Origin of the sequence: Terracoccus sp. 273MFTsu3.1 (genome assembly GCF_000383675.1) — a bacterium.
Lineage (GTDB): Bacteria > Actinomycetota > Actinomycetes > Actinomycetales > Dermatophilaceae > Terrabacter.
The window spans coordinates 195,107-208,561 of the sequence record NZ_KB911820.1 but is presented as its reverse complement, the minus strand read 5'-3'; the positions used below and the strand labels follow the sequence as shown (position 1 = coordinate 208,561).

The following is a 13,455-nucleotide window of genomic DNA, read 5'->3' as shown; positions in this document are numbered from 1 at the left end:
CGGCCTCCGGCTGCTCAGGCCGAGAGCTCGGCGCGGCCCTTGCTGCGGCGGCGGGCGAGGATGGCGCGGCCGGCGCGGGTGCGCATGCGCAGGCGGAAGCCGTGCGTCTTGGCGCGGCGACGGTTGTTCGGCTGGAAGGTGCGCTTGCTCACGAGGTTCTCCGTAGGTTGCAGGGGCCCGTCCGACGTCACGACGACGTCGGCCCGGCTCCCGTTGTGGGGCTGTCGGTGGCCGATGCGACCGCAATCGGCAAGCCCGTGGAGGGCCGAGGGGGTCCGGCTGGGCCGGGCTCGGGGCCATGGGCATGCGAAAGAGGTCGCAGACACGCTCGGTCAACGATACGGGAGCCGTCGAGAGGGGGTCAAACCGACGGAGCCGCTCCGGGCGCGCAGGCCAAAACCCACGATCCTCGAAGGTCCCACGGCGATTGCAAGCCGACACGCCGTCCAGCCGGAGATCTGTGGACGACTCGATTGTCACCGGCGAGCCTGCGGCTGTAGGTTTTCGACTCTCACGATCCTCGCCACCCCATGCACAGGCTGTGGACAAACGTGTGGACAACAGGGCATCGTTCACCAGGACACGGACGGACCCCGCAGGTCCGACCCCGGCGGTCCCGAGCCCTTGCTCGAGACGATCAGAGCCGGGATCGCAACAGGTGCAACGGAATTGACTCAGGGGCAGGTGGGATCAGGTGGCCGAGACAGGCGTCGATTACGCGCAGATCTGGCAGCAGACGCTCGGCACCCTCGACTCGGTGGGCCTGTCGAACCAGGAGCGCGCCTTCGTCCGGCTGTGCCGCCTCGTCGGCGTGCTCGACCAGACGGCGCTCGTGCGCGCACCCAACACGTTCACCAAGGACTTCCTCGAGCAGCGGGTCCGTGAGCAGATCCACGAGGCCCTCGCGAGCCAGCTCGGCCACCCGGTCCAGCTCGCCGTGTCGGTCGACGAGAGCCTCGAGCCCGACCTCGGCATGATCGCCGACGAGCCGAGCGGCCAGGTCCACGACGGCTCGCGCGGCGGTCAGGGCCACGGCCCGGTCGGCGGCGGCTCCGGCTCGACGTCCGGCAACGGCTCCGGCGTCATCGGCGGGCACCAGAACGGCGGCTACGGCCAGGCCGCTCACAACCCGCTCCGCGACCTGGCCGAGAGCGCACCCGCGCTCAACGGCGCCGACCTCGACGAGCCGCGCCAGCCGGCATACGAGGCGCAGACGCGGATGGAGCTCGGTCCGGACCCGCTGAGCGGGGGCGAGAGCGGGCCGCTGCGTCTGCAGCAGCGCCCGGAGCCCAGCTCGCCGGGCGACACGCGGCTCAACCCGAAGTACACCTTCGACACGTTCGTCATCGGCGCGAGCAACCGTTTCGCCCACGCGGCCGCGGTCGCGGTGGCCGAGGCCCCGGCCAAGGCGTACAACCCGCTCTTCGTCTACGGCGAGTCCGGGCTGGGCAAGACCCACCTGCTGCACGCGATCGGCCACTACGCCCGCACGATGTTCCCCAACGTCCGCGTGCGCTACGTGAACTCCGAGGAGTTCACCAACGACTTCATCAACAGCATCCGCGACGACAAGGCGAGCGCGTTCCAGAACCGCTACCGCAGCGTCGACGTGCTCCTCATCGACGACATCCAGTTCCTCCAGGGCAAGCTGCAGACGCAGGAGGAGTTCTTCCACACCTTCAACACGCTGCACAACGCGAACAAGCAGATCGTCATCACGAGTGACCTGCCACCGCGTGAGCTGTCGGGCTTCGAGGACCGGATGCGCACGCGCTTCGAGTCGGGCCTGCTCACCGACGTCCAGCCGCCTGACCTCGAGACCCGCATCGCGATCCTGCGCAAGAAGGCGATCCAGGACCGGATGAAGGTGCCGGACGACGTCCTCGAGTACATCGCGACGAACTTCAGCACGAACATCCGCGAGCTCGAGGGCGCGCTCATCCGCGTCACGGCCTTCAGCAACCTCAACCGACAGGCGGTCGACCTGCCCCTCGCGGTCATCGTGCTCAAGGACGTGCTGCCCAACGAGACGCCCAACCAGGTGACCGCCGCGACGATCATGGCGGTGACCGCCGCCTACTACGCCGTGACGCTCGAGGACCTCTGCGGCTCGAGCCGCTCGCGCCAGCTCGTGACGGCTCGGCAGATCGCGATGTACCTGTGCCGCGAGATGACCGACCTCAGCCTGCCGAAGATCGGCCAGCACTTCGGCGGCCGCGACCACACGACGGTGATGCACGCCGACCGCAAGATTCGCGAGCTCATGGGTGAGCGCCGCGCGATCTACAACCAGGTCACCGAGCTGACCAACCGCATTCGCCAGCAGTCGCACTGACGTCCGAGCACGCCCGCTGACGCGGCCCGATGGCGTATGCCGTCGGGCCGCGTGGACGTCAGGCCGCGGCTCCCGTGCGGTCCGGCTTCGCGGCCTTCGCGGCGCGGCGGGCGGCGACGGTCGTCGCCAGCGCCTCGTCCCACGGGGTCGGCGCGAGCCCGAACGTGCGCTGGGTGAGCTCGGAGTCGAGGACGAACGGCCGCTCGAACTGATGGCGGGTCTCGCGCAGCTCGCGCATGAAGGGGACGACCGCTCCGGCCGCGGTGCCGAGCGGCCGGGGCAGCACGCGTACCCGCCGCTGCTTGACGCCGGCGACGCGAGCGACGTCGCCCGCTGCCTCGTCGAACGTGCGCGCAGGCGCCGTCGGCACGTGCCAGGCCCGACCCCAGCCATCGTCGCCGGCGGCGACCCGGGCTGCGAGCCGGCCGACGTCGGGGACGTAGGTCCACGAGTGCGGCGCGTCGGCGCGGCCGGCGGGCACGAAGGGCGGTCGGCCGGCGAGCAGCGCGTCGATGACGACGTCGTTGAGGTAGCTGGTCCGCGGCGTCGTCCCCGGTCCGAAGTAGTCGCTCGAGCGCAGCTCCGTGACGCGGAGGCGGCCGGCCTCGTGGCGGGCCAGCGCCTCGGTCCACATGTCGGCACGGATGCAGCCCTTGTGTCCGGACGGCCGCATCGGGTCGCCCTCGTGCATGGGCGCCTCGACCTCGCCGTAGCCGTAGAGGTTGCCGATGATGACGAGGCCCGCCCCGGACTCCTCGGCAGCGGCGAGGGTGGCCGCCGCGATCGGCGGCCAGTCGGTGTCCCAGGTCGTGTAGCTGGGCGGGTTGACGGCGTTGACGATGCTCGCGGCGCCGCGCGCCAGGCCCGTCAGCGCGGACGCGTCGCCCGCGTCGACGGCGACGACCTCGACCGCGTCGGGGTGGGCGTCCTGCCAGGGCCGTTCGTCGACCCGACCCGAGCGGGACGCGAGGGTCACGGTGTGACCGAGCGCGACGAGTGCGGCGGTCGTCGAGCGGCCGACGCCGCCGGCGCCGAGGACGAGGTGGTGCGTCATGGTCTGCTCCTTCGAGTTCGTGGCGTGAGCACTGCTCACATTTCGATGGTGGCAGTAGAGCCCGACGAAAGCAAGAGCACCGCTCACATTTTTTCGCCTTGTGTGGCAGGCTCGGTCCATGGACCCGCTCGACCCCACATCCACCGGCGCACCCGCCGACGCACCAGCCGACACGCCTGCCGCCCAGCTGGGCAAGCGCGCCCGCAACCGGCTCGCCGTCGAGGCCGACATCCTCCGCGTGGCCCGCGAGCACCTGGCCACCGACGGGGCCGCCGCACTCAGCCTGCGCGCCGTCGCCCGCGACCTCGGCATGGTCTCGTCCGGGATCTACCGCTACGTCGAGAGTCGCGACGAGCTGCTCACCCGCCTCATCGTCGACTCGTACTGGTCACTCGCCGCCGCCGTCCGCAGCGCCCACGACACGGTCCCGCCCGACGACCTCGAGGCACGATGGGACTCCGTCGGCCGCGCCCTGCGAGCGTGGGCGATCAACCGGCCGCACGACTTCGCGCTCATCTACGGCTCCCCGGTCCCAGACTACGAGGCCCCGTCCGAGCGCACCGAGGAGCCGGGCACCGCCGTCCTCGTCCTGCTCGTCGCCCTGCTCGACGACGTCAGAGCAGCGGGCCGCCTCGCCGACCCCCGATGGCTGGGCCTGGTGCCGGCGCGCGCCGAGACCGGTGTCGGCGCGATGCTCGAGTCACCGATGTTCGCCGCGACACGACTGGACGCCGTCGACCTGACCCAGGGTCTGGCCGCGTGGACCCTGCTGCTCGGCGCCGTGACGAGCGAGATCTTCGCCCAGCTCGGGCCGGTGCCGGACGGCGAGGCCCTCTTCGAGTGTCTTCTCGCGGCGTCACGACGCTGCGTCATCGCACCGGTCGGTGACTAGTCGGCCGCTTCGGGGACGGCTGCACCCGCCCGGGCTCGCGGCATACGTCCACATCCGTCCACAGGTTTGTCCACACCTGTGTGCACAGCGTGACCTCCCCGTTACCCGAGGCCCGTAGACGCGACGAGACCGGGGACCGCGAGAGTTGTCCACCGCCTGTGGACAACTCTGTGGAAGCAGGGGGCCGGATCGTGCACAGGTGACTAGTCATCAATCATTTCAAATCGGACATATCCCGATCGCTCTTCCACACGCCTCTGTGGAAACGTGTGGACGACGCTCGCAAACCTGCGGACAACCCACAGGCTGCCTGTGAGGACGATGTGCACGGCCGGGATCCGTCCACAGGGCGGGGCCGTCGGCTCCGGCCCGACCCCACACGCCGTGCACACCCCCATCGGCGGGCTGACCTGCGCCGACGCGGGTTGTCCACAGCATCCACAGCACCTATGACTATGACGAGATCCCAGTCATAGAGGGGAGCCTCGACAACGAGGGTCCGACCGGACGCCCAGGGCCGGCTCGGGAGGGTCCACGGACCCGACGGGGAATCGTGTGATTTCGCCGCTCCGGCGATTCGGGGAGTGTCTGTGGTGCCAGTCACCGGCAGGCACTAGTGTCTGAGCCCCAATGTCCTTCCCCGTCGAAGTGAGTGCACCGTGAAGTTTCGGGTTGAGCGAGACGTCCTGGCCGAGGCCGTGACCTGGGTGGCCCGTGGGCTCCCGGCGCGCCCGCCGGTTCCTGTGCTCGCTGGCGTGCTCGTCGACGCGAACGAGGACGGCACGCTGACGCTGTCCGCCTTCGACTACGAGGTGTCCGCGCGCATCACCGTGCCGGCCGACGTCGCGGAGGCCGGGCAGGTGCTCGTGCTCGGCCGCCTGCTCGCCGACATCTCGCGCAACCTGCCCAACAAGCCGATCGACGTCAGCACCGACGGCAGCAAGGTCAACGTGGCCTGCGGCTCGTCCCGCTTCGCGCTCCGCGAGATGCCGGTCGCCGACTACCCGACCCTGCCGCTCTCGCCCGAGACGAGCGGCACCATAGCCGGCGACGTCTTCACCCAGGCGGTCGCCCAGGTCTCGATCGCCGCCGACAAGGGCGACACCCTGCCGATCCTCACGGGCGTGCGGATGGAGATCGACGGCGACAAGGTGACCCTCCTCGCGACCGACCGCTACCGCCTCGCGATGCGCGAGCTGTCGTGGAGCCCGTCGGCCACCGACGCGAGCCACGTCGCGCTCATCCCGGCTCGCCAGCTCTCCGACACGGCCCGGGCGCTCGGTGCGTCCGGCTCCGTCGAGCTCGCGCTCGGTCAGGGTGGCGACGGCCTCATCGGCTTCGAGGCCGGCCAGCGTCGTGCGACGACGCGCCTGCTCGACGGCGAGTACCCCAAGGTCACCTCGATCTTCCCGACGTCGGTCGACACCGAGGCGGTCGTCGAGACAGCGGCGCTGGAGGAGGCCGTCAAGCGCGTCGCCCTCGTCGCCGAGCGCAACACCCCCGTGCTGCTGAAGTTCACCGACGGCCAGGTCGCCATCGAGGCCGGCACCGGCGACGACGCCCAGGCCTCGGAGGCCGTCGAGGCGACGCTCAACGGCCCCGAGATCCAGATCGCGTTCAACCCGCAGTTCCTCCTCGACGGCCTGCACGCCGTCGGCACCGCCTGGAGCCGGCTCTCGTTCACCCAGCCGAGCCGCCCGGCGGTGCTGACCGGACAGGCGGAGGCCGACTCCGAGCCCGACACCAGCTACCGCTACGTCCTCATGCCGGTCCGCTTCGCCAGCTGACACCGACCTCCCGACCGCGCGTTCGGCGCGCTCGGGCACCCGGTGCCGTATGCCGCCGGGCAGGCGTAGCCTCGAACCGCGCCACCCGCTCCGCCCGCACGCTTCCCGCAGACTCCCCCGCAGAAAGGCTCGCGACATGCAGCTCGGTCTCATCGGTCTCGGCAAGATGGGCGGCAACATGCGCGAGCGGTTGCGTCGCGCGGGCCACGAGGTCATCGGCTTCGACCGCAACCCCGACGTCGCGGACGTGCGGACGCTGCCGGCACTCGTCAAGGCTCTCGAGGCTCCGCGCGTCGTGTGGGTCATGGTGCCGGCCGGCGACCCGACCCGTGAGACCGTCGCCAAGCTCGCCGACCTGCTCGAGCCGGGCGACCTCGTCATCGACGGCGGCAACTCGCGCTTCACCGACGACTTCGAGAACGCCAAGCTGCTCGGCGAGAAGAAGATCGGCTACGTCGACTGTGGCGTCAGCGGTGGCATCTGGGGTCTCGAGAACGGCTACGGCCTCATGTGCGGTGGTGACAAGAAGTGGGTCACCCGGGCGATGCCGATCTTCGACGCGCTGCGGCCGGAGGGCCCCCGCGAGGAGGGCTTCGTCCACGCCGGGAAGGTCGGCGCCGGGCACTACACGAAGATGGTCCACAACGGCATCGAGTACGGCCTCATGGCTGCCTACGCCGAGGGCTACGAGCTGCTCGAGAAGAAGGACATCGTCACCGACGTCCCCGGAGCCTTCAAGGCGTGGAGCCGCGGCACCGTCGTGCGGTCCTGGCTGCTCGACCTCATGGTCGACGCGCTCGAGGAGAACCCCCACCTCGACGACGTGTCCGACTACACCAACGACTCGGGTGAGGGGCGCTGGACCGTCGAAGAGGCCATCGCCCTCTCCGTGCCGATGCCGGTCATCTCGGCATCGCTCTTCGCGCGCTTCGCCTCGCGCCAGTCGAGCTCGCCGACGATGCAGGCCGTCGCGGCGCTGCGTGGCCAGTTCGGCGGGCACCAGGTCATGACGATCGCCGAGGGCGAGAAGCTGCGCCAGGGCGACGTGCCGGCGGCCCCGGCCAAGAAGGCCGCGGCGAAGAAGGGCGCCTCGCGTCGCTCCGCGACGAAGCAGGCGAGCAAGCGCGCGTCCGCGACGGCGTCGCAGGCCAACGTCGGCGCCGCGAAGAAGGCCGCCTCCTCGGGTCGGGCGACGGCGACGACGGCCACCGACATGGCCGACTCCGCACGCGGCCAGAAGCGCGCGGCGAAGAAGACCGCCAAGAAGACCGCCACGAAGGCCTGAGCAGAGCGCCGCACCCTCCTTGCACGTCCGTCACCTGACCCTCAAGGACTTCCGCAGCTACCCGAGCGCCGAGCTGGCGCTGACCCCGGGCGTCACCACGCTCGTGGGTCTCAACGGCCAGGGCAAGACGAACCTCGTCGAGGCGGTCGGCTACCTCGCGACGCTCGGGTCGCACCGGGTGGCGACCGACCAGCCGCTCGTGCGGTTCGGCGCGGCCCAGGCGATCGTGCGTGGAGCCATCGTCCGCGACGACCGCGAGACGATGGTCGAGCTCGAGATCACGCCGGGTCGCGCCAACCGGGCCCGCCTCGGGCGCTCCCCCGTCGCGCGACCGCGCGACGTGCTCGGTACGGTGCGCACGGTGCTCTTCGCGCCGGAGGACCTCGCCCTCGTCAAGGGCGACCCGTCGGAGCGACGACGCTTCCTCGACGAGCTGCTCGTGCAGCGACAGCCACGGTGGTCGGGGGTCCGATCCGACTACGACAAGATCCTCAAGCAGCGCAACGCCCTGCTCAAGTCGGCGGCGCCGGTGCTCCGCAAGGGCGCCCGTCGCCCGCCCCGCCCGTCGCGCGACGGCGACCAGCCGCTCGACGAGGCGCGCGAGGCGGCCCTGCACACCCTCGACGTGTGGAACGACCACCTCGCCTCGGTCGGGGCCCAGCTGCTCTACGCGCGGCTGCGGCTGCTGCGCGACCTCGTGCCCGACCTCTCCGAGTGCTACGACGCGGTGAGCGCGGCCTCGTCGAACGCCCGCGCCACCTACCGGAGCTCCCTCCACGAGGACCTGGCCAAGCGGCTCGCGGCCGGTGAGGTCCCCGAGATCGAGGAGCTGCGGACCGGGATGCTCGAGACGCTCGAGCAGGTGCGCTCCAGCGAGATCGAACGGGGCATCTCCCTCGTCGGACCGCACCGTGACGACCTCGTCCTCTCGCTCGGCGAGCTGCCCGCGAAGGGCTACGCCAGCCACGGTGAGTCGTGGAGCTTCGCGCTGGGACTCAAGCTCGCGGCATACCGCCTCCTGCGGCGCGACCTCGGCGACGACCCGGTGCTCGTGCTCGACGACGTCTTCGCCGAGCTCGACTCAGGCCGGCGCGAGCGGCTCGCGGCCCTCGTCGCCGACTGCGAGCAGGTGCTCATCACCGCCGCCGTCGGGGCCGACGTGCCCGACGTGCTCCGCGAGAACGGCACGACGTATGCCGTCGTGCTCGGCCAGGTGCAGGCCGCCGTGTCCCCGAGCGGGTCACCGGGCGTGTCCCCGAGCGCGTCCGTGAGCGAGCCGCTGCACGCGGTCCCGGCCGAGGCCGCCGGCGACGCGTCCGTGCGCGAGCCACGGCAGGCCGCTCCGGCCGAGCCCGGCAGCGACGAGTCGGTCGAGGAGCAGGCGATGGAGGACGACGATGAGTGACGACGCGTCCGCACACGAGCCCCCCGAGTCGGCGGCCGGTGCCGTCGAGGACGCTCCCGAGCCGACCGACGAGGACACCCGGATCGCCGATGCGGCGGCCTCGGCCCTGGCGCGGGCTCGGGCCGGCGCGGCCGAGAAGGGTCTGCGGCCGGGGATGAAGCCGAAGCGGCGCCGCCGCCCGATCGGCGACGCGCCCGTGCTGTCCGGCTCGGCCCGTGACGGGCGCGACCCGGCCCTGCTCGGTGACCAGCTCGACCGGCTGCTGCTCGACCGCGGCTGGAAGGTCGACGTCGCGGTCGGCTCGGTCATGGGCCGCTGGCCCGAGATCGTGGGGCCCGACATCGCCGGACACGTCGAGCCGCTCACCTTCGTCGACGGCATCCTCACGGTGCGCGCCGACTCGACGGCGTGGGCCACGCAGATGCGCCTGCTCGCCTCGTCGCTGCTCGCCCGGATCGACGAGGAGATCGGGGCCGGCGCGGTGAGCGAGCTCAAGGTCGTCGGGCCGAGCGCGCCGTCGTGGAACCGCGGCATGCGGCGCTCCCCCGACTCGCGAGGACCGCGCGACACCTACGGCTGAGCGGCCGCGCGCACGGATCGGCCGGGACTCAGACCCCGGACAGGCCGATGACGACGACGGTGGCGACGAGCAGCACGGTGCCGGCGATGACGACCCAGGCCAGGACCCGCGGCACGCGCCGGGATCCCGCCGGCGCCGAGGCGTCGTCGTCCTGGGCGTCCTCGGTGTCGGCCTCGACCGCCGGCCGCTCCACGACAGGGAGGCCCGCCGGTGGTGCCGGTGCTGTCTCACGCTCGGCCATCGGCCGTGTTCCGGCTCCCGGCGCGATCTGCTCGCCGTCGCCACGCAGCGCCGAGCCGACGGCGTCCGCGATCGAGGTGAGCACCTGGGCGACCACGGGCGGCAGGGGCGCGCCGTCGGGGCCGGTGACCACGGTCCGGCGCGTGAGCGCGCCACCAGCACGCGCGAGGTCGAGGGAGTCGAGGCGTCCGTCCGGTCCCGGGTCGACACCGGCTGCGAGGAGCTGGGCCCGCACGTCCTCGGGCAGCGCCTCCCACGAGTCGTACTCGCGGCCCCCGACGTTGATCGTGATCACGCTGCGAACTGTAGGGCCGCTCGGAGGGCGGGTGTCGGTGTTCCGACGCAGACTGTCGTCATGACCTCGACGCAGCCAACGCCGCAGACCTTGACGCCGCTCCGGACGCCGCACTGCGCGATCGTCCCGCCGTACATGCTCGAGGCCATGGCAGCCAGCGACGAGCCGGTCCTGGCTGCCCACGCCCGCGAGGCACTGCGTCACGACGAGGAGCTGCGTTCCTCGCGGCACACGCCGACGGCCCGCCCGACGACACGCCGGGCCCCGCGTCGTGAGGACATCACGTCGCCCACGGCTCACGGCTCTGGACCGCACCGCACCATAGCCGACGCCCAGGGCACCCAGACGACCCCGGGCACGACGGTGCGCACCGAGGGCGCGGCCGCGAGCGGAGACGTCGCGGTCAACGAGGCCTACGACGGACTCGGCGCGACGTGGGAGCTGTGGTCGACGGCCTACGACCGCGACTCGCTCGACGGCAAGGGGATGCCGCTGCTCGCGACGGTCCACTACGGCCGCAACTACGACAACGCCTTCTGGGACGGCTCGCAGATGGTGTTCGGCGACGGTGACGGGGTCGTCTTCGAGCGGTTCACCCAGAGCCTCGACGTCATCGGGCACGAGCTCGCGCACGGCGTCACCGAGCACACCGCGGGCCTGCTCTACCAGGGCCAGTCGGGCGCGCTCAACGAGTCGATCTCCGACGTGTTCGGCGTGCTCGTCAAGCAGAAGACGCTGGGCCAGAGCGCCGCGCAGGCCGACTGGCTCGTCGGAGCCGACCTGCTCAACCCCTCGGTCCACGGTCGCGCCCTGCGCGACATGCGCAACCCCGGGACGGCCTACGACGACGCGCGGCTGGGCAAGGACCCGCAGCCGGCGCACATGGACGACTACGTCGACACGCAGGACGACAACGGCGGCGTGCACATCAACTCCGGCATCCCCAACCGCGCCTTTGTGCTCGCGGCCGACGCGATCGGCGGCAACGCGTGGGAGGCCCCGGGCGCGATCTGGTATGCCGTCGTGTCGGGTGACGGGATCAAGGCGGACTGTGACTTCGCGACCTTCGCCGGCCTCACGGTGGCCGCCGCGGGCAGCGCCCACGGGGACGGGTCCGCCGAGCAGACAGCGGTGCGCTCGGCGTGGGAGCAGGTCGGGGTGCTCACCGCGGGTCCGGGCTCCCCGGCCGGCGGCGCGGGCGGAGTCGCCGGCTCTACGCCGGCGCCGGCTCCAGCGGGGGGCGGCCCTTCGGGACAGGTCCCCGGCACCGACGCCCAGGTGCTGCTCCGACGCTCCGGCGGCTTCGCCGGTCAGGTGCGGGAGCGCCGCTTGGCCTTGGGCGACCTCTCCGAGCGGGATGCGAAAGACTGGCAGCACCTGCTGTCGGCTCCAACGCTTCAGCGCATCGCCGCCTCGACGGAGCGCACCCACCCCGACGCCTACATCTACTCCGTCGTCTGCGACGAGGCCGGCTGTGACGTGACGCTCCAGGAGCCGCACCTGCCCGAGGCGATCCACTCCCTCTTCGAGCGCACCCTCGCCGACGACTGAGCCGTTCGCGCAGGAAGACCCCTCAGTTCGCCGACAGGAAGTAGGGGTCGTCGCCCTCCGGGATGTCGGGGTTCCACCGGGGTCGTCCCACGTCGACGACCTCGCAGGCGCCGTCGAGGGTGCATCGCTGCAGGTCTCGGTCCCCGGTCGTGGAGCCCACCTGGACGGTGATCCGCTCGTCGTCACCCATCCGGTAGGACACCGGGGAGCCCACGCCGCCGGGATCATCGATGCCGCCCTCGAGCACGATGCTGGCGTCGCTCGTGCGAATGACGACGAGGCCGCCGTAGCGGGAGGTGCCGTCAGGGTTGAGCTGCGACTCGTCGAGACCGTCGATGTGGCCGGTCGCGAGCAGGTAGGCCCCGTCGGCCGAGAACGATCGGAAGAGCAGCGGGCCGCACAGTCGCCAGAGCGTCCGGCCGGAGGCGAGGTCACGCAGCTCGTGACAGGTCTCGCGGTGCGGGACGTTCGGGTCGGGGGCGACCAGTGCCGTGAACCGGGCCGCGTCGACGAGGGCCAACGAGCCGCTGACGTCGCGTCGGGTGCCCGCTGCGACGTCCCAGGCGACGGCGCGACCGGTGTAGCCGCGGTTGGCGTAGACGACGGCTCCGACGATCCCGACGGCGTCGTAGCCCGGCGACTCCGCGTCGGAGACCCCGTCGGGCGTGCAGTCGCACGTCGTGGAGGCGAGGCGGCGGAGCCGCTTCCCTGCGGCGTCGTACGCCGTGAGCGAGCCTCGCGACTCGATGACGAAGACGCTGCCGTCGGCGTTGACCGTGCTCGTCTCGCCGTCGAGGCGCACCACGGTTGCCCCGGCCCTGCTCACGACGTAGTGGACACCGGTCTCCCCCTGGGCCACGAGCCAGCGGCCCCCGGCCAGGCGAGACAGTGATCCGCCGGTGAGCTTGCCGGTCAGCGCGATCTGCTGCGTCCCGTCATGGATGACGCCGTCCGCGAGGTAGGGCACGTTCGTCGTGGCGGTTGGCTCCCCCGTGGCCAAGCGAACTGTGGGCACCGGGGCACCGTCGGCGCTGAGGGTCGGGATCGCCGTCGGCGTCGGGGCGGTGCTCGGGGTCCCGGTCGGCGTCGAAGGTCGCCCGGTGGGCGCGGTCGTCGACTCCGACGGTCCGACGGGCAGCGGGCGCTCGCCGGTGGGCCGGACCGCCGACCAGGCGACCGGCACGGCGACGGCCAGGACGAGGCCCGCGGCGAGCGCGGCCGCGCCGAGCTCACGGCGTCGGTTGGAGCGGTCGCGGGCGATGGCGCGCTGCGCGAGGTCGGCCACGACGCGTACGCCCTCGCCGCGCTCGGCGAGCACCTGCTCGAGACCGGGGTCGTCGGGGTTCATGCGGTCGCCTCGCTCATCCGGGTGCGCAGCGCCGAGATCGCGCGGCTCGTGTGGCTCTTGACGGTGCCGACGGAGCAGCCGAGCACCTCTGCGGTCTGGGCCTCGGTGAGGTCCTCGTAATAGCGCAGCACGACGGCGGCCCGCTGCTGGCGCGGCAGGGACTGCACGTGCTGCCACAGGTCGATCGAGGCGGTCTGGTCGAGACCGGGTGCTCCCGGCGGGTCGAGCACCTCGAGCACGTGGCTGCTCGGTGACTCGTGGCGGCGCAGCAGGTTGCGCCAGCGCGAGTTGTTCTCGTTGACCATGAGCCGTCGCACGTACGCGTCGGGCAGCTCCGCGCCGCTCACCCGGTCCCAGTGACGGTAGACCTTGGCGAGGGCGTTCTGCAGCAGGTCCTCGGCGGCGTCCCGGTCCCCGCTCAGCAGGTACGCGAGGCGCGCGAGCGACTGCTCGCGCGCCCTGACGTAGGCCGTGAAGTCGGCCCGGCGTTCCGCGTCGTCCATCCCCTGTGTCCCCTGTCGGTCCCTGTCCCGGCCTGTCCCGGCCTTTCCCGGCACGTGCCGGCACCACTCCAGACCGCCGCCTGCCCGGAAAGGTTGTCCGGGCAGTGTGCCGATCCGCGGCGCGCAGCCGGGCGTCAGGGCACGTCACGATTCGGGTGCCGTGTCCGGGTCGTCACAGCC

Annotated in this window: 12 protein-coding genes; 7 read left to right on the top strand and 5 right to left on the bottom strand. The window is 72.0% G+C overall.

Going from position 1 to position 13,455, the window contains the following annotated elements; translation table 11 throughout:
• Positions 1-14: 14 nt before the first annotated feature.
• Positions 15-152, bottom strand: a complete 138-nt coding sequence (rpmH, locus tag H283_RS0100890; protein ID WP_020141619.1) for a 50S ribosomal protein L34 — start codon at positions 150-152, stop codon at positions 15-17.
• Between the two features lie 542 nt (positions 153-694).
• On the opposite strand from rpmH, the gene dnaA reads away from it, so the two are divergent.
• Positions 695-2,335, top strand: a complete 1,641-nt coding sequence (gene dnaA / locus H283_RS0100885; RefSeq protein ID WP_020141618.1) for a chromosomal replication initiator protein DnaA — start codon at positions 695-697, stop codon at positions 2,333-2,335.
• Between the two features lie 58 nt (positions 2,336-2,393).
• On the opposite strand, the gene H283_RS23590 is transcribed toward dnaA, so the two are convergent.
• Positions 2,394-3,389, bottom strand: coding sequence for an NAD-dependent epimerase/dehydratase family protein (locus tag H283_RS23590; protein WP_020141617.1), 996 nt, complete (start codon positions 3,387-3,389; stop codon positions 2,394-2,396).
• A gap of 118 nt (positions 3,390-3,507) precedes the next feature.
• On the opposite strand from H283_RS23590, the gene H283_RS23585 reads away from it, so the two are divergent.
• From H283_RS23585 to H283_RS0100855, 5 genes are all read left to right on the top strand, one after another.
• Positions 3,508-4,281, top strand: a complete 774-nt coding sequence (locus tag H283_RS23585) for a TetR/AcrR family transcriptional regulator (protein WP_020141616.1) — start codon at positions 3,508-3,510, stop codon at positions 4,279-4,281.
• 659 nt (positions 4,282-4,940) lie between these two features.
• Complete coding sequence (dnaN, locus tag H283_RS0100870) at positions 4,941-6,068, top strand: DNA polymerase III subunit beta (RefSeq protein ID WP_028785240.1); 1,128 nt, start codon at positions 4,941-4,943, stop codon at positions 6,066-6,068.
• A 136-nt stretch (positions 6,069-6,204) separates the two neighbouring features.
• Positions 6,205-7,353, top strand: a complete 1,149-nt coding sequence (gene gnd, locus H283_RS0100865; protein ID WP_020141614.1) for a phosphogluconate dehydrogenase (NAD(+)-dependent, decarboxylating) — start codon at positions 6,205-6,207, stop codon at positions 7,351-7,353.
• Positions 7,354-7,372: 19 nt separating this feature from the next.
• Entirely contained in the window at positions 7,373-8,758 is a 1,386-nt protein-coding gene (recF, locus tag H283_RS0100860; RefSeq protein ID WP_020141613.1) for a DNA replication/repair protein RecF, read from the top strand.
• Entirely contained in the window at positions 8,751-9,338 is a 588-nt protein-coding gene (locus H283_RS0100855; protein ID WP_020141612.1) for a DUF721 domain-containing protein, read from the top strand. Before recF ends, H283_RS0100855 begins: the two co-directional genes overlap by 8 nt.
• A gap of 28 nt (positions 9,339-9,366) precedes the next feature.
• On the opposite strand, the gene H283_RS0100850 is transcribed toward H283_RS0100855, so the two are convergent.
• The gene (locus tag H283_RS0100850) at positions 9,367-9,873 is read right to left on the bottom strand and encodes a hypothetical protein (RefSeq protein ID WP_020141611.1); all 507 of its coding nucleotides are present in this window, start codon (positions 9,871-9,873) and stop codon (positions 9,367-9,369) included.
• Positions 9,874-9,933: 60 nt separating this feature from the next.
• On the opposite strand from H283_RS0100850, the gene H283_RS23580 reads away from it, so the two are divergent.
• The gene (locus H283_RS23580; protein WP_051103512.1) at positions 9,934-11,424 is read left to right on the top strand and encodes a protealysin inhibitor emfourin; all 1,491 of its coding nucleotides are present in this window, start codon (positions 9,934-9,936) and stop codon (positions 11,422-11,424) included.
• A 22-nt stretch (positions 11,425-11,446) separates the two neighbouring features.
• On the opposite strand, the gene H283_RS0100840 is transcribed toward H283_RS23580, so the two are convergent.
• Both H283_RS0100840 and H283_RS0100835 read right to left on the bottom strand, forming a co-directional pair.
• Complete coding sequence (locus tag H283_RS0100840; protein WP_020141609.1) at positions 11,447-12,772, bottom strand: hypothetical protein; 1,326 nt, start codon at positions 12,770-12,772, stop codon at positions 11,447-11,449.
• Positions 12,769-13,275, bottom strand: a complete 507-nt coding sequence (locus tag H283_RS0100835; RefSeq protein ID WP_020141608.1) for a SigE family RNA polymerase sigma factor — start codon at positions 13,273-13,275, stop codon at positions 12,769-12,771. The genes H283_RS0100840 and H283_RS0100835 overlap by 4 nt, the downstream gene beginning before the upstream one ends.
• Between the last annotated feature and the right edge of the window lie 180 nt (positions 13,276-13,455).